We start from the raw sequence: 16,976 nt of genomic DNA on the forward strand, positions 1-16,976 counted from the left end.
TTTCTATTATTTGCCTATACCCAAACGGTCGTGTGCCTATACCCCAACAACCGTTTGCCTATACCCGTTTTGAATCGTATTCCAAGACATTGATCCTCTAATATACCATTGGTGTCAGGAAAATAGACAATAAACCCTTTGGCTATTAATCATCTTGACACTTCGTTTTTACTTCTTGCGCAGTAACAAACTGCCGAGGGCTAGGAGGATGATGAGGGCAGTCACGATATAGGCCCAGACGTTGACGACACGTGATGAGGCGGTGATGGTATAGGGGCCTGAGATGAGGCGCTCGCCGCCCAACTGGTAATGAATCACCTTGCCATCATATTCGCCCATGCCGGCATCGGTTACGGTGCCTGGCATCATGAGGTCGTAGGGGTAGCCAAAGGAGAGCAGTTGTCCGTACTGTGCAGGTCCGCCTTCATACGTCTTTAGGAAGTTGGTATAGACATCTGTATGAAGGATGCCTTCAATTGATGACAAGAAGGCCTTGGGATTACTGTCTTCGACATTACCATTCAGTACGCTGGGCTGCATAACCAGCGAGTCGCGCAGACTGGTGAAGCGCTCCTTGCTGACGGGAGTATTCTGGATGCTGTCGTAGTTGTCGATGATGATGTTGCAGATTTCATAAAACCAGTTGGCATTGCTCCATTGGCTTATCTTCTTCTCAATCTTATCCAGTAACTCTTTCTGCTCTGCACCACTCAGGTGTTGTGTCAGGTTGGGCTGACCCGTGAACCAGAATGAGGCGGTGTCGGCACTCATGAAGTCGCTGAGGGGAATAGGGAATATGGGCTCGCCTTCGTAGGTGAATGTCTCGCTGAACGTGTAGTCGGTATAGAACCACTTGAAGCTTTTCTCCAGCGTGCTGGTGGCCTTGATGCCTTCCGCCTTCTTCAGATGATGATTATCCGAGCGGTATAGTTCGGCGCTCATCTCCTCCACGCTGTCATATGTCTTCTTGGCGTGCACCAGCAGCATATTGCCCAACGGTTTGTTGAGGTCCAGTTCCTGCATACTGTCGAGCTGGGCTTCAGTCAGCGGCACAGGGTAGCGTACGGAGTCAGCACCCTGTACAGACCAGGTGCGCTCCCAACTCTTGTCGATGATGCTGTCATAGTCCTCGTCGGCCGATGCTGCCAGCCACTGTTGGGTGGTCTTGAAAGTATACTCACGACTGCAGGTGCCGTCTTCGTTGATAACGGTGAGCATGTGGTCGTCCTTGTTCTTGCATGAGGTGGCGAGTAATGCCAGCATCAATGCCATGAAAATTCTACTGTTGGTTTTCATAAAGCAATTTTTTAATTATACTATAGGTCTTTGGCTGGTTCCTCTTTTGTTCCAGATAGCACTGAGCCTGTTCCATGAGTGTACCCTCTTTACAAGGGATGTTGACCTCTTCGGTATGGTGCTCTTTGGCTACGGTTTCTACAGGTGCCTCGGGCTCTTGCTGCAACCAGAGGAACAGTCCCACCAGATAGGTGGCTGCTGTAGAGAGAATGATACGCAGGGCGATGATCACCTTGCGGCGTGCTGTAGAGACCATCGCGGCGACGGAGGCCTTGGGGATGCCTGTCTGCTGGGCTATCTCGTCTGTTGAGAGATCCTCTGCGTGGCGCATCACAAACAACTGCCGCTCCCTTGGGTTCAATCGGGCCATGGCAGCATCCAGCATCCGTTGCATGTCCTCGGCTTCCAGTTGTGCCTGTGGGTCTGATTCAACAGAGGTGCTTGCGTGATTCTGGAGGGAATCAAAGACCTCATCCCCTGATTCGGCATGATGCCGCTTACGATACATAGAGATGCAGCAGTTCTTTGCCATCTTGACTGCCAGCGCCTCCACATTCCGTTCAGCGTCAATATGCTCACAGTAGCGCCACAGCTGTACCATGGTCTCCTGGGCTGCATCCTCGGCATCCTCTTGGTTGCCAAAGAAGTCGAGTCCAACCTTCAGTACTCGCTGGCGCAGTTGTGCGGCCATATGTTCGAATTCTGTGCGTGTCATACATCTATATTACGCAGCAGGGGGATAAAAGTTAAGTTGGAAAGAGCAGAAACATCCAAACGACCAGATAATTAGATGCTTATTTCTTGTTATTGAATACTTCCTCCAGTTTTATTTCAATTTGGTTTCCACGTAGTCCTCGGGCAAGGATGGTGCCGTCAGGACTGAAAAGAATGATTTCTGGGATGCCGCTGATGCCATAGATATCAGTAGCAATTCTCTGCGAGTTAATAATCTGCGGATAGGGAATCTGTTCTTCTGCGATGGCCTTCTTGGTATCCTCAGGCTTATCCCAAGCGGCGATGCCGAGAACCTGAAGACCACGATCCTTGTATTTGTTGTAGGCTGCGATGAGGTTGGGAATCTCCTGGCGACAAGGTCTGCACCAGGATGCCCAGAAATCTACGAGCACATACTGCCCCTTGCCTACGTAGTCGCTGAGACGGGTCGTCTTGCCCTCGTATTCTACGGCGAAGTCGGCAAACTTGTCGCCCTCCTGAGGTGCATGTGCCTCTAGCGTCACTTTTTCTCTCAGCAGGGAAAAATCGATATTGGTGTGCTGCATATCCTCACTACACATATCTATCATAGTCAGAATGTCCTTGGCTTCCATAAAGTTTGGTGCTTGAACGATGACAAAGATTGATGCAGGGTCAGCGGCATGTTGCTTCACGAAGTTGAAAGCCTCCTGTTTCAGTTTCTCTTTCTCGCCAGCCTTCGCCAACTCGCTTAATTTTATGCACATCGCAATACTCGCATCGTTGAGGGGTGTCCCCTTCAACAGCCCCCATTCGCTATCCATCTTGATATTACCAGGCTCAAGGATAAAGGGAATACCTTCGGTAGTTGTGTCTTTTCTCCCCTCAACTTCTATTTCCAGTTGTACCATGAGTTTCGAATAGATGGGGCGGCTGACGTTTCCGCTTATCTCGAACTTCCCGTCCTTCACGGCGTATTCTATAGGCGTACCCTTCAAAGAGTCGTTCCATATATATACGATATTTGCCTTTGCGGGGGGAAGGTCGAACTTGTTGGTCATGACTGACAGGTCACCGCTAATGGTGAATTTTTGCGCCCAGCCCGTCATTGCGATGAGGGCGAGAATCATTGTTAGGATGGTTTTCTGCATTGGTTTTTGTTGCAAAGATACTGTTTCTTGCCGATACCGGCAAGTTTTTATTTCTTTTTCTTCTTTGAAGATTCAAACCGGATGGTGACGGGCGTGTCGGTAATCGGAATCTTATTGATCCAATGCTGGCCATTAGACGCCGTTAGTGTGACACTTGATTGAGACAGCCACGTGCGAGGCAACCAGAAGGCGAAATGTCCAGTGGAGTCGGAGGCCGTACCTGAGCCCATCTGCGATTTTCCTTCCACATAAATCCAGACATCTGCCAATGGCTTGTCATCTTCGTTCAATACATAACCCTCAACATAGCGACGTGACTCCATCAGCTCGGGATGTTGGCGGACGTAGGCATCGCATAGCGTATCGGGATAGGTCGTGTATTCCGCAATAGTGCCCTTTACCTTCACACCATATTTCTCTTCAATGGATTGTTTGTCCTTCTCATTATAATAATACCTGGTACTCCGAATGGTCTGCTGATGCCTGTTAAAATACACGAGTTCGCCAATGGTGTTGGGCACGTTCTTGATGAAATCTACAGAATCGGGAAGTGGTGTGCCATTTATCACGATGAGTCTGCGCACGGTGCCTGGCTCCAAGACTTCTGGTGGCGGCGGAGTGGTCAGGCCAGTGATGACGTTCTGGGATGCTTCAAAGAGAGAATCCTTGCGGCTCACGTTACCCGTACGGACTGTTTCTGCCAGTTCGTTAGTAAACTTCACAAGCACGTTCTTATTACGATGTGACTTTGCAAACTTACCGTCTATGAAGTACTCCCACTTCGTGCCGTCCAAAAGAAAGACTTTCCTGTCCTCGGCAGCACCAACAGCAGTCCTCCATATTGCCCTTAACTGCTGCACCTGCTCATCGGAAATAGCAAGCGAGTAAGTCTTTGCCTCTGGTGCTATATAGTTCTTCGGACGCTTTCGCGGTACTGAATAATTCTTACCCTTGATCTTCTTCTCTTTATGCATAGCCCCGTACGTGCTATACCAGATGCTTTTTTCTGCTACCTTATATACGAGCGCTTGGGCCAATGAGTCGTAGGTCAGCGTCCATTCGGGCGAGAACGACGGAATACACTCCACGCCGAAGGCTGCGCCCTGCGGCATCAATAGCCGTGCCTTCTCACGGTCAAACATTTTTCTTTGCGAACTGGCCTTTCGCAAATCCTTTGATTCGCTGTCCACACGGATAAGCCTGTCCTGCGCTGCCGCTGTAAGAGCTACGAGAGCGAGTAATGTGGTTAGGATGGTTTTCTTCATTTCTTTTACCTATCGGCAAGTTTTTAGTTCATTTTCATGTTACAAAGATACAGATTTTTGCCGATACCGGCAAATTTTGGGCTGTTTTATTTCATCTGCTCCAATAGTCTTGCCAGCGCTTCGAGGTTGCGCGGGTCGGCATTGACATCAAGCACCTTTCCGTCGCGGTCGATGAGTTTGTAGGTAGGCCAGCTGTGGACCTGCAGGAAATGCTCTACGGCACTTTGCTGGTCGGCGGGCAGGTTGTAGTGTACGACATTCTCGCCCGTGACATTGTACTCCTTGATGACATTCTTCCATCCATCCTCAGGGCTGCGGTTGGCCAAATAGAGATACACGAGATTGTAGTCCTTCAGTCGCTCGTATTCCTCCTGACTGTGCGAGAGGGCTTCCTTGCAGGGGCCGCACCACGTGCCCCAGATGTCGAGCAAGACGAGGCGGCCACGATAAGGCTCAGTGAGCTTACGGAGTATCTGTTCGCCATCGCTCATATTTGCCACGTCATCGTTTGCTTTCAGGTTGCCCGACTTCGTGATGTCACGCTGCTGTATTTCCAGATATTTGTTTTGCAATGCCATGACGGCAGCTTTGGCCGACGGCAGTTGCACTTCCTGTTCCATCATGTTGACAGCGACATCGGGGAGGGGATCGCGCGACTCGTTGATAGCCCGATAGAACTGGCGTGCCAAAGAGATGTCGCGTAGTGTGCGGTCGCAGCCTATGGAATCAAGGACTGCCAATGTTTGGCGGTAACTAGCAAGATTCATCTCGTCTTGCAGCGGTTTCCCCAGGCGCTTTATCAAGGCGTTTAGTTTGGTGATAACCTCGCTGGTGTTGAAGGCGTTGATGATGGAGTTGCGCTCCTGCTGTGTAATATCCTTCCTGACATCAATCTCCAGTTGCTTGTGCATGGCTACATATTGATTCAACGCCTCACGCTCATCGTCGGTTAGAGTGACTACGCCTTGCTGGTCTAAACGTAGGGCAGTGCTTCTGAAGAGTTCGCCCCAGTCTCCTAGCTGCTGATCTCTGAGGTGATTGAGATAGTCACGAATAAAGGTACTGAAATCTCGATAGAGCGTATAGGGCTTGCAGGCTTTCTTCCAGAGTTCGTTGCCCACATAGTCCATATATTCTTTGGGAAGATCGTACCCAGGTATGGAGAAGCGGGCCTGCATCATCGATTCGCCCTGATCGGTCAGATAATAGCCGGTCAGATAGTCGATATATCGCTGTGAGAGGTTGGGATGCTGGGTCAGGCAGTTCTGTAGCTTGGTCATGCTGGCGGCTCGCGAGGCGTCCGTCCGCACCTTGAACTGCATAGCTGTTACCTTGCCTTCTTCCTTATCAGCAATGCGGTCTTCATTCCAATCGTGAGGATGGGCCAACAGTTCGTTCTGCAACCTTACATCATCGCCCATCCAAAGCATCTGTCCTGCCATGAAGTCATAGAGGAAGAAATAGGTCTTCCCCGGTTCCAACAGGGTACTCTTCGATGTGCGTCCCCAGTCGAGGAACACCTGCGAGGAGTTCAGAATGGGCATCTTCAGCGTAAAGCGCCCCAGAGAGTCCATCTTGGCATAAGAACTCTCCTCCTTGTCACTGAAGATGTTTTCAATACCGACGCAAAATTCCTTTCCTCGCTCCCACGCCTGCTTGGGCATATCCTTCATCCATCCGATGATGGTCACGCTGTCATTTGTTCGGTAGCCATTATCCACAAAACCCTTGCGCATATCCTTTGTGGGGTAGTCGGGCAGTGCAGCCGTCACGATAGGACTACACGTCGCGGGCTTCTCCTTGCCGATGGTGATGATTCTCTGGCCTTTCTTCATCTTCCCGACCTTGATGATTGTGCCGTCGTTGATAGTCAGCGTATAGGCGTCCTTCTTTTCCGTCTGGCTCACGATGTCCCACACCTTATTCTTGTAGATGACGTGGTTCGGTGTGATGCCAATCATCCAGTCGCCCGTCGATTCGTTGCGCCAGTAGGTGTTGGTGATATCCTCTGGTAGGCTGTTGGCATTGCGGATGTTCAGCAGTTGCAGACCGTCGGGCGACGTGAAGTCAAACCTCTGCGTTGTCACAGGCAGTGGCTCGAACGTCAACGTCAGATTCAGCGTGTCTTCCGTCATCGTGTAAGGCTCGTCCAGTTTGATGACGGTGGCTCCAGTCACCTTATATTCCTTGCCACCAGCTTTCAGGGCTGTTCCCCGACTGAAGCCCATCTGCCGACCTTTACGGTAGTCGATATGCAGGCTTACATCGGTGCGGTCTGCATAGAGAGCTACACGGTTCACGTTGATGATGGGGGCGTTGGCATAGCCCATAACTATGTTGTCCCAAACTTTCGTCTGGGCCTGCACTGTCAAAGCGGCGACAGCAAGGAGAATAGTGATGATTGTTGATTTCATATATGTTCTTATTTGAGTTTCTCTTTCAGTAATTCCAATTCAGTCTCTAAGTTGTCATATCCGTGAATCTGATAGAAATCACTAACACGTTGACAATCAGGGGTGATGGTCTCATAGTGAGGAAAAGCGTTGAAGTTGAAGAGTTCTTGCAGACGGGAGAATCCTTCATTGGTGAGACAAATTGTCGTTTCGTCACCAAGCCATTCCTTGACATAATTGTGATAGGCCTCGCTACCCTCGGCAGTACGCTCGCCAGCGATGAAGATTAGTTTTATGTCATCACGCTTGCCCACCTTGGCACGCAGTTCCTTGCTTTTCTGAATAGCCGAGCGACAGGATCCGCACCACATTGCCCAGAAGTCAATCATCAGATAGCGACCAGGATATTTTGCACACAGCGAGCGAATGAGGTCGGCTGAAGTGTTATTGACAGGCAGGGGTGAGGATGTCTCTGTCTGTGCCATCTGCAGAGCATAGAAGGCTTCGGCCTTTTGTCGGATGACGGGATGGGTGACGGTGCTGAGATATTCCTGCATTTTTTTTGGAATGTCTTCCTCATGGGCACGCCATTCTTTAAATTCACTTATCATATTCCTATAGTTGTGAAGCTGCACCATGAGATTGTCGTTATCAGTTCCCAAAATCTCGCATTTAGCAGCTTTACTGGGTAAAAAGAATTGTAAGCGGTTGAGAGTGATAGGAAATAATGCTGTTGCTATCAGTTGGGGATTATTGAAATCTACGTGACGCAACGGCTTATAGTTCTCCGGCTTGTCAAACTCCTTCAACTCAGCGCTGTCCGTAACTTCTTGATGCCAGACACCGTCACGTTCTTCTATGTTTGTGACCTTTTGCCAATGATTCCATGAATAATCTATCATGGCATAGGCAAAAATCACTTGCAGATCGGCCAAAGCCATCTGCATTTCTAGAGGCGTAAAGTGCAACTGACTGCCTTTTTCTTGCAGATGAGATTGCATATCCTGCCACGTTCTTTCTGCCTCCTTACCTACTTCGCTGAACTTCCCTTCAAAGTGGGCTAAAGTACGACTCCGGCTAAGGTTTTCTACAGTCAATCCCGACTTCAGCCAACGTTCCAAATCTTTGCTGCTGCCACTGTTGTAGAAGCATTCGTACTGACCATCGGCATTCGTCTTAACGGTAATGTCGATAGTCTCGCCAGGACGGGCATAGAAATACATATCTCTGAAACCGACCTTTGAATCCGAGTTGAAGAATTCATTAAAGACTGGATAGTTGGCTTGGAATTTTGTCTCGAACGTGCCGTCAGCAGCAATATTGAGTATAATTACTTCTTCCTCATGCTCTAACACATCCATATCATAGCATGTCATCGTTGTAAAACCAAACTTCTCAGCATCGAAATTCTCAATACGTCCTCTGATGGTGATGGTATCTGTTTGGAACCAGTCTTGTGGTATAGGCTGCGCCTGCCCCGTCAATGCAACAAGGGCGAGCATCGTAAAAAAAAACTTCTTCATTGGTTTATTTGTACATGACTGTTTTTTATTTCATCTGCTCCAGTAGGCGAGCGAGACCTTCGAGGTCGCGAGGGTCTACCTTCAGGTCGAGCAGGTTGCCATTGCGGTCGAAGAGCTTGTACGTTGGCCAGCTGTGGATATTGAGGTGGTGCTCAATGGCGGCCTGCTGCTCGGCGGGCAGGTTGTAGTGAGCCACGTTCGGGCCGCTGACATTATACTCCTTGATGACATTCTCCCACGCCGTCTGCGGGCTGCCGTTGGCCAGATATAGATATTGGATGTCGTAGTCCTTCAAGCGGGCGTATTCCTCGGTAGAGTGCGAGAGGGCTTCCTTGCATGGACTACACCATGTGCCCCAGATGTCGAGCAGCACGAACTTGCCCTTGTAGGGTTCGAGAATCTTCTTCAGCAGTGCCTCGCCCTCGCTGAGGTCAGCCAGATTGTCTGACGATTTGAGCACCAGCTTGTCGAACTCGCGGTTCTCGATGGCCAGGTAGTAGTCGTTCTGCTTCTCCACCATCGCGATGCAGACGGGGTTGCTGACCATTGTCTTCAAGGTGTCGATGACCTCTGGGAGCATCGCCGTACGACGGTTGTCTATCTCCTTATATATCCCCCGTGCGAGCCACAAATCCTTGATAAACTGGTCGGCACCCAGCGAGTCGAGCACCTGAACTTGCTCTTTCATCTGCGCAAAGAGGAGTTTGCTGTCCATCATTCGGTTGAAGCGCGAGCCGTTGAGAATCTTGTTCACCTGCTCGATCATCTCGGCATTGTCGGCGTTCAACTTGTCTGCAATCTGATGTCGTTCTTCGTCCGTGGCCGCAGCGTCCACTTTCTTCTGAGCATCAGCAATCCAGTCCTTCCAACGATTGAGGAGGTTGAGTTCCTGCTCATCTGCGGCTATTTCTGGCAAGTGGTCAATGTAGGAGTAGGAGAAATTGAATTCACGACGGCGTATAACGTCATCAAGATAGTCGTTCAGGAAACTGCCGATGTCGCGGTGCAGGGTGTAGGGCTTCTTCATCTTCGTCCAGAAGTTGTCGTAGGCATAACGGCGGGCGTTGTCAGGGAGTTGGAAGTTGGGACCTCTGAAACGTGACTGTCCGAAGTCGCGTGCTTGCTGCATCAGCGTGTTGCCCTTCCTGAATATGTTGAAGCGGGTGGAGAGCGTGGGGTGCTCCTCGCAGAGTTGGTTGATGACGGCACCCTGCACCTTCAGGAGGCTGTCGACCGAAGCGATATACTTGTTGAAATCCTTGTCGCCATCCTCCATACGTATGGACTTCCAGTCGAGCGGGTACTTGAAGAGTTCGTTCTGCAATCGGCAGTCGTCGCCCATGAAATAACGGCGGCCCTCCTTGAAGTCGTAGAGCATGAAGTAGGTCTTGCCAGGCTCGAACATCGTGCGGACGAAGCAACGCTCCCAGTCAATGAAGAACTCCGTACTGTTCAGCACGGGAATTTTTGCTATGAAGCGTCCCAGCTCGTCCAAGTCGGCGCTGACAGACTGATGCTCGTCCGTATAGATGTTCTCGTAACCGAAATCAAAGGTCTTCAACTGCTTGAATTGCTCCGGCATATCCTTAATCCAACCCACGACGGTAATGGTATCCTCCTTGTAGCCAGTATCCACAAAGCCCTCACGGGTGTCCTTCGTGGGATAGTCGGGCAGGAAGCGGGTGGTTATCATCGAATAGACCTTCTTGTCGCTGCCAATCTGTATCGGACGCTGGCCTTTCTTGTCCTTGCCGACCATGACCTTTAACTCATCGTTGCCGTTAGTCATAAGGATGATAGCCTCGCCAGTCTTCTGGTTCACGTCGCGTTGCTTGTAGTTCCAGAACTTGCAGTCGTAGATGGCGCAGTCCTCGAAGAAGGCAATCTTCCAGTCGCCGTTATTGTCGCGCCAATAGGAAGGGAACAGTTGTTTCCATCGTTCCTCCACAGGCTTGATGCCCTTGATTTGGAAAGCCCTATCACCATCGCCCTCGATGAAGTCGAACACCTTCGTTCCCTTCGGCAGCGGTGGGAAATGGAACGCCATGTCGCGCTGACCGTTCTTATTCGTCTGTACAAACTTGTTGAGTTCAATGTTATCGGCTGACGTGATAGTATAGCGTTGGTCGCCCACCTTCAGGTAGGTATCGCCGGCAAACAGAAAAGAGTAGTCGGGATCGTCAGAACGCTGCTGGGCAGTGATATACACCACCGTCTCGTCGGCCTTCAGTTCTACTTTCGTTACATCAAGGGCGAGGTAGAAGAATCCGTCGCCATAGCTGGTTCCAAACTCCGTAGTGGGCTGTTCCCACACAATCGCTTTCTCTTTTGCCTGTCCCGCCATTGCGACGAGGGCGAGCAGTATGGTGATGATAGTTTTCTTGTTCATTTTCATTTCATTTGCTGAATTTGTCGATAATTTCAATGAGGGTGTTCAAGTTGTCGGCATGTTGCCAGTTCAGGGGGTGGATGACACCCTGCTTGTCGATGAGCTTGTAGGTGGGATAGCCGTTGACACCGATATAGTGCTCGATGGCGCTTTGCTGGTCTGCGGGCAGGTTGTAGTGAACACAGTTAGGCCCCGTCAGGTTGTACTCTGAGATGACGCTCTTCCACGCCTCGTCGCTGCTCTTGTTGGCCAGAAAGAGATAGACAATATCGTAGTCCTTCAGGGCTTCTCTCACCCTCCACGACTCCTTCAGGTTCTCTCGGCAAGGAGCGCACCATGTTCCCCAGATGTCCACATAGATGAGCTTGCCTTGATAAGGTTCGATGAGTTTGCGGAGTATCTTCTCGCCATCGCTCATGCCCTCCACATCAGTAGATGGACGGATGCTGTTGGCATCGACAAATTGCTTTTCCGACTCTTTCACCTTCACGAACTCGCGGTATTGCAACACGGCACGGCGCATCAGCTCGGGGTTGGTGATATAGGGCAGTGTACTTGCCACCTCCTCGGCAGCAACACCATAGTCGGTACCCCATTCCAATTTGTAGAACAGATCACGAACCATACAAACCTGAGCACAGAAGTTTGTGGGGCTGAGATTCAGCTTTTCGTGCAGCTCGTTCATAGCCAGTTTCCTCGCTTCACGTAGACTTAATGTGCTGTTTTCCGTCAATATTTCTGCTGCTTCTAGATAATAGTCAATGGCTAATGTAGAACCTTTGATGCTAGATTGTTGCACGGGTTCCATGAGCGTGTACTCCATCCTGTTGAAGAAAAATTCGTCAGCGGCAATCATCAGCAATGGGTTGTCGAGCAGGTATTTCTCGCGAGGTGCCAAGAAGCTGAAATACTGCTGCCAGTAAGCTTCCTTGTCAATGTCGTAAACGCCGTCATTCTCTTTTACGAAGTCCATGAACATATAGTAGCGGTGGCAGATTTCATACAAGTATTGCGAAACCAAATACGTACGGAGGACGTCGGATGTCCTGGGTGAGCAACCTTCAAGTTCGGGCAGTCCAGCATTCATCTGGCGCACCAAATCATCCAGCTTTGCCACCTGCGCATCCCTCCAGTTCAGCAGCGAGTCAGGATGTGCCACGTGTGTTTGGCTTTTCAGAGTAACAAGGTACTTGTACATAAGAGGGAAGAAAAGTTTGCTCGCCTCGGCACTGACACCCTTTCCACTTAATGTGACATTGTCGCCTGGTCTCTGCATGGGTTTCGTAGCGTCATACGTCAACTCGACTGTGTCCCCAGGACAGGCATACACGCCTGCCAACGGATAGAAGAGTATAAACATAGGATAAGGTACGTGGATATTGAGCGAAAATGTGCCGTCTTCCTCGACTTTGAAGGGGATGGTTTCCTCCTTGCGCACAATGTAGTCACGCATGATGATTCTGACGTTGTTACTCAGTTGTTTTAACTTAGCAGAATCATCTGCTGTTACATGACCCTTGATGACCATCTCACCACCATGCATACGGTATTCGTTCCAGTCTGCGCTGGGATAATTCAGCAACTGTGGCACCTCTTCTTTCTTCACTTTCTTCTTTGCCTCCATGCCTATAGGAATGATGAGCAGGGTGAGCAGAAAGGCAATAATAGATTTTTTCATTGGTCGATTTGTTTTTCTTTTATCGTTGCTATCTTACTGGATACTTGAAATGGAAGTGTTTTTGTTCGTCATATTTTATATCTACATTGAGATATTCCACTCCTTTAGGAATGCTGATCTCTGTAACACCATCCGTTATGGTCTTTTCGGAAGCAATTATACCATCTGAAGTGGAAACGGAGACATTCTTGCCATAATTCTTGCCGAAGATCTTTAGCGTGGTACCTACATTATTCAACATGATTTCATTTTCCATTCCATAATGAAGTTGCACGCGCCAGGCGTATAAAGTATCGGAGTCCTCAAAGCCCTTTTTGTGAAATACGAATTTCTCGACGAAAACACCTGCATAGGAAATCGAATCGACAAGTTCTTTTCCATTAGTGTCGACATCATGTAGCTTCACTTTGACACCTCCCATCTCATTCTGAACCATCTCCATATGATATGAAAAGATATTGTCGTAGTTGTCGGTAGCTTTTATATCGTAAATCTTTGATCCATCATTGCTCGCAATGAAAACTGGTTTTTTCAGTTTCCGATTTGCACTGGAGCATTCTGCAAAACAATATACGACGCAAGAAAACGCGAACAACGCTGTAAGAAAATAAATCCTCTTTCTCATTTCTTTTTGCTTAAAGTATATATATTGATATAATATATGTTCTTATTTGAGCTTCTCTTTCAGTTGATCTAATTGCATTTCCAGGTTATAATAGCCATGAAAACGGAGGTCGTCACGGACACGGCGACAGTCGGGGGTGAAGGTCTCGTAATGGGGGATGCCATTGAACTGGAAGAGTTCCTGCATGCGGGAGAATTCGGCACTTGAGATGCAGATGGCTTCTTCATCGGCCAGCCATTCGGCTACGTATTTCTTGTAGGCATCGCTACCTCCGGTAATGCGTTCCTCAGCGATAAATACCAGTTTGATGTCATCGCGTTTGGCAATGTTGGCACGCAGGCTCTTGCTGCTTTGGATGGCAGAGCGACATGGACCGCATCCCATGCCCCAGAAGTCAATCATCAGATAACGGCCTGGATATTTAGCCGAGATGCTGCGAATCAAATCAGCAGCTACATTATTCTCTGGCAGAGGGGTGGAGAGTTCCTTCTGCGCCATCTTGCGCTCGTAATACTGCTCTGTCTTCTGGCGGACATAGGCATTGGCGTATCTGTTGGCACAAATGGGCGTAAGCTCATCAATCCATCCGTTTTGACGCCAGTCATTGAAATTATTCATGAAATCCTTGTGGGTGCTGACTTGTGCTATCAGGTTATCGTGGTCACATCCCATCAGTTGACGCCAACCGTCGTAGCTAAGTTGCATGCTTTTCACCTCGTTCTCGATTGTGGCCTCAATGGCCATCCCCTCATCCTTGTCGTTGATATTCAATGTACTGAATACGAGATTCCTGACAGGCGTGGCATACTGAACGCGGTTGAGAAGATGGCTGTAGCTACTGCTGGAGAGCATCAGCGGATTGTTGAAATCTATGCGGTGCAGCGGCTTGTAGTTGTCCATCTTTGACAGTTCCTGCCATTCCACACTATCCAGGATTTCTGTGTAATAGATGCCATCGCGTAGCTCTTGCTTCATCAGGTCCATCTCATGATACATGCCATAGTCTAAGATAGATTCAGCATAGAGAGTCAGTAAATCTGCAAGGGCCAGCTGTGCCTCGAATGGCGTGTAATGCCTGTCACGACATTCGTTGTTGAACAGGTAGAGCATGTTCTTCCATGTGCTTTCAGCTATGGCTGGCAGTTCGCAGTATTTGCCTTTGAAGTAAGCTAGCGGAAAACAGAGACTTTGGTAGAGGTGCTCTGATTTCAGCAGACGCTCCACATCCTTGCTGCTACCACTATTATAATAGCACTCATATTTCCCCTGAGTATTTTTCCTGACGGTGATGTCAATCGTTTCGCCAGGACGGGCAAAGAACGGTATGGCGTCGAAGCCAACTTTGGAGTCGTATGTATGGAATGTCTGCCAGATGGGATAGCTGATCTGGAACTTCTTCTGAAAGGTGCCGTCTGGGTTGATATCGAGCACTTGCGTGGCATCATCCTTCTCGAAGACATCCTCAAAGACACACTCCATTGAGGTGAAACCAAACTGCTCTGCGTTATACCCTTCAATGCGACCTTTGATAGTGATCGTGTCTGTCTTGAACCAGTCGGCAGGTACGTTGTAAGGGTTCTTTGTCTGTATCTCCTGTAAGGTGGGAACCTTGAGCTTCGTCTTTTGGTCGTGGATGCCCATCAGATAGAACGCCCTCATATTGTCGGCCTCCCTATAGTCAAACAGTTTCACCTTTTTGGGCATGGGCTCAAAGTGCAGCGTGAAGTCTTTCGACCCAGTTGATTCTCCGAATGAATTCAGCTTTATCCCCTCGGCCGAGCGCAATGGGTAGCGATTTCCTTCCTCGTCAATCAGGAAACTGGTGCTGCTGATGCTGAAATTCTGTCCCTTGGGATAGTCTAAGGTGAAATGAACGGTCGTCGCCGTATCCCTGAAGACAACTTCGCGGGCTTTCAACTCACCCCCGTGGATGTTGTGTGCCATCGCCACGGGGTTCTTGATGGTCTTAAAGGTTTTTGCTTCAATACCCACGCTGAGCAGGGCGAGCAGAATAGTGATGATGGTTGATTTCATTGCTTTTTCCTTTTTACCTATTTACTTTTTACCCTTTACCCTTACTTCAGCACTTTATCTACTGCCACCTTGAAGGGTTTGAGACCTGGGAAACCAATGTTCTTGAAGGTCTGATTGCCCTGAGCATCGTAGATGGCATAGGTGGGAATGCCCTGCGACTCGTACTTGTCGAGGATGTAGTTATACTGCTCCTTTGTCAAATAATAGTGGTCGCCGTCGATGTCCTTGATCATCTCCTGCCAAGTGGCGAGGGGCGAAGTAGGTGAGGTGATATAGACAAACTGGATATTCTTGCCTTTTAACTCCTTCTTCCAAGGCTTCATAGCCGCATGACCAGCCTTGCAGGGTCCGCACCACGTAGCCCAGATGTCGATAAGCACGGCCTTGCCCTTATATTTATCGAGGATGGTTTGTAGGATGTTCTCAGGCGCAACGTTGTCGAGTTTCTGATAGAATACATGCTCCTGACTGCCCAGTTGCTGGGCAATGCGCCGTTGTTCAGCCATGTATTCCCGGACCACATTCCTGCAATCCTCATCAGTAAGCATTTCCTTTACTACATCATCGGAAGCATCGTCCTTGATGTTTCTCAAAAGGGTAGGTATCAAGCACACATCCGTATTGAAAACACTCTTCTCAGAGGCTCTTAAGTCATAAGATCTCAACTCCGTATTCCAGAATGCCGCGCTGCATGGTGAGCCTGGCTCATTGAGGTATTTCCAGGTGTAATTCGCTTCACCGGCGGGAAGGGTAAGCATATCCTTGTTCTTCTCTACATCTTCAAGATAATGGTCATTTCCCCTATACACCATACCGTTTGCTGTCAGCCCATATAGACTGAATGTGCTGGCAAAATTGCGAGTCCATTTCGCGAATTGTCTTTCGGCCTCCATGTACAGCAGGTCCTTGGCTGCGGTGGTGTACTTGGTTTTCTTAATGGCTTCGGTGCGCTGGTTGAAGATGTCCGTCAGACATTGCAGGCGTTCTGCCGACGTGTTGCACTCCCTGACCTTGAGGTAGGTGTTATCTTCGTCCATCAAGGTCTCAAATTCGTTATCTGCTTTTGTGAGATCCATGTTTGTCTTTGCCATGTAGCCCTTGAAAGCTACAAACGGCTGATGGGCGGAGGTGACCTTCATCAGGATGTTGGTCTCCTGATCAGGGCCGATAACGATATTGGCATTAGCCATCCCCTCTACGCCTACGGTCACCTCACGTGTCAGCCACAGAGGCACTTCAAACTTCACCGTACCATCGTCGGCAAAACGGAACACTTTATTGAATCGGTCATTAGAACCCAGTGGCTGAAGGTTGTGCATGAAGAAATCCAACTCCATACCCTTCTTGAAGCCCAGCATCTTCACCTTGATGGTGGCTATTCCTTTTTTGATCTTTGCGGCAGGCAGAGTCTCGTCTTTGGCATATTTCACGTTCTTCCAGTCCTCAGGAATCACCACTTCCCGTTTCGTCTTGCCGTCGCAGATATTCCAGAACTTGAAGTCGCCATCATTATAACTCTCCAAGAAGTCCATCACCTTGGTGTCGAGGGGTACGGGCTTGAAATGCAAGGCCAGCTGGGCCATGCCACTTTCAGGCATCCAGAAGAGTGAGTCGGGTGTAAGGTCTGACTCCTGTTCGTTGGTTTTCAGACCATTTGTAATTCCGTATTTCTTGCCATCGGGTGTCTGCAGATAGGAATGCTTATCGAAGCGAATCCAATTGTGAGGCAGGTAGTTGGCTGTGATGTGCAGCACTGTCTCCGTAGGCTTCAGTTCTACCTGATTGATGAAAAACATGCCGTTATAGTTTCCCATAAAGGCTGAGGGGTTCTCCCAAATAATGTCTTTAGCTTGTCCTGTCAGAGCGACAAGGGCAAGCAGTAAAGTGATAATGGTTTTAAATCTCATGATTGCAATTTTTTTTTCTGTA

The 16,976-nt window shown here is 49.1% G+C and carries 11 protein-coding genes; all 11 read right to left on the reverse strand.

Annotation, left to right across the window (positions count from 1 at the left end; all coding sequences use genetic code 11):
* Nucleotides 1-168: 168 nt before the first annotated feature.
* Nucleotides 169-1,296: a hypothetical protein gene (locus tag L6466_RS01800; RefSeq protein ID WP_237802262.1), complete on the reverse strand. Its 1,128-nt coding sequence runs from the start codon at nt 1,294-1,296 to the stop codon at nt 169-171.
* Nucleotides 1,280-2,011: an RNA polymerase sigma factor gene (locus L6466_RS01805; protein WP_237802261.1), complete on the reverse strand. Its 732-nt coding sequence runs from the start codon at nt 2,009-2,011 to the stop codon at nt 1,280-1,282. The genes L6466_RS01800 and L6466_RS01805 overlap by 17 nt, the downstream gene beginning before the upstream one ends.
* Before the next feature lie 79 nt (nt 2,012-2,090).
* The gene (locus L6466_RS01810; RefSeq protein WP_237802260.1) at nt 2,091-3,140 is read right to left on the reverse strand and encodes a TlpA disulfide reductase family protein; all 1,050 of its coding nucleotides are present in this window, start codon (nt 3,138-3,140) and stop codon (nt 2,091-2,093) included.
* A 47-nt stretch (nt 3,141-3,187) separates the two neighbouring features.
* Nucleotides 3,188-4,405: a hypothetical protein gene (locus L6466_RS01815; protein WP_237802259.1), complete on the reverse strand. Its 1,218-nt coding sequence runs from the start codon at nt 4,403-4,405 to the stop codon at nt 3,188-3,190.
* Nucleotides 4,406-4,491: 86 nt separating this feature from the next.
* Nucleotides 4,492-6,819, reverse strand: coding sequence for a TlpA family protein disulfide reductase (locus tag L6466_RS01820; RefSeq protein ID WP_237802258.1), 2,328 nt, complete (start codon nt 6,817-6,819; stop codon nt 4,492-4,494).
* Nucleotides 6,820-6,827: 8 nt separating this feature from the next.
* Nucleotides 6,828-8,321 carry a TlpA family protein disulfide reductase gene (locus L6466_RS01825; protein ID WP_237793536.1) on the reverse strand — a complete coding sequence of 498 codons (1,494 nt, stop codon included), beginning with the start codon at nt 8,319-8,321 and terminating at the stop codon, nt 6,828-6,830.
* Between the two features lie 25 nt (nt 8,322-8,346).
* Entirely contained in the window at nt 8,347-10,710 is a 2,364-nt protein-coding gene (locus tag L6466_RS01830) for a thioredoxin-like domain-containing protein (protein ID WP_237793535.1), read from the reverse strand.
* Between the two features lie 7 nt (nt 10,711-10,717).
* Nucleotides 10,718-12,388, reverse strand: coding sequence for a TlpA family protein disulfide reductase (locus tag L6466_RS01835; RefSeq protein WP_237793534.1), 1,671 nt, complete (start codon nt 12,386-12,388; stop codon nt 10,718-10,720).
* Between the two features lie 28 nt (nt 12,389-12,416).
* A complete protein-coding gene (locus L6466_RS01840) occupies nt 12,417-13,013 on the reverse strand; it encodes a hypothetical protein (RefSeq protein ID WP_237793533.1) in 597 nt (198 codons plus the stop codon).
* Between the two features lie 42 nt (nt 13,014-13,055).
* Nucleotides 13,056-15,047, reverse strand: a complete 1,992-nt coding sequence (locus tag L6466_RS01845) for a TlpA family protein disulfide reductase (protein WP_237802257.1) — start codon at nt 15,045-15,047, stop codon at nt 13,056-13,058.
* Between the two features lie 41 nt (nt 15,048-15,088).
* Nucleotides 15,089-16,954, reverse strand: a complete 1,866-nt coding sequence (locus L6466_RS01850) for a TlpA family protein disulfide reductase (RefSeq protein ID WP_237793531.1) — start codon at nt 16,952-16,954, stop codon at nt 15,089-15,091.
* Between the last annotated feature and the right edge of the window lie 22 nt (nt 16,955-16,976).

It is taken from the genome of Prevotella communis (genome assembly GCF_022024175.1).
Taxonomy (GTDB): Bacteria; Bacteroidota; Bacteroidia; order Bacteroidales; family Bacteroidaceae; genus Prevotella; species Prevotella communis.

Bases quoted from the DNA above. Each gene is read 5' to 3' on its own strand.
- L6466_RS01800 (WP_237802262.1), bottom strand. From the start codon at position 1,296: ATGAAAACCAACAGTAGAATTTTCATGGCATTGATGCTGGCATTACTC.
- L6466_RS01805 (WP_237802261.1), bottom strand. From the start codon at position 2,011: ATGACACGCACAGAATTCGAACATATGGCCGCACAACTGCGCCAGCGA.
- L6466_RS01810 (WP_237802260.1), bottom strand. From the start codon at position 3,140: ATGCAGAAAACCATCCTAACAATGATTCTCGCCCTCATCGCAATGACG.
- L6466_RS01815 (WP_237802259.1), bottom strand. From the start codon at position 4,405: ATGAAGAAAACCATCCTAACCACATTACTCGCTCTCGTAGCTCTTACA.
- L6466_RS01820 (WP_237802258.1), bottom strand. From the start codon at position 6,819: ATGAAATCAACAATCATCACTATTCTCCTTGCTGTCGCCGCTTTGACA.
- L6466_RS01825 (WP_237793536.1), bottom strand. From the start codon at position 8,321: ATGAAGAAGTTTTTTTTTACGATGCTCGCCCTTGTTGCATTGACGGGG.
- L6466_RS01830 (WP_237793535.1), bottom strand. From the start codon at position 10,710: ATGAACAAGAAAACTATCATCACCATACTGCTCGCCCTCGTCGCAATG.
- L6466_RS01835 (WP_237793534.1), bottom strand. From the start codon at position 12,388: ATGAAAAAATCTATTATTGCCTTTCTGCTCACCCTGCTCATCATTCCT.
- L6466_RS01840 (WP_237793533.1), bottom strand. From the start codon at position 13,013: ATGAGAAAGAGGATTTATTTTCTTACAGCGTTGTTCGCGTTTTCTTGC.
- L6466_RS01845 (WP_237802257.1), bottom strand. From the start codon at position 15,047: ATGAAATCAACCATCATCACTATTCTGCTCGCCCTGCTCAGCGTGGGT.
- L6466_RS01850 (WP_237793531.1), bottom strand. From the start codon at position 16,954: ATGAGATTTAAAACCATTATCACTTTACTGCTTGCCCTTGTCGCTCTG.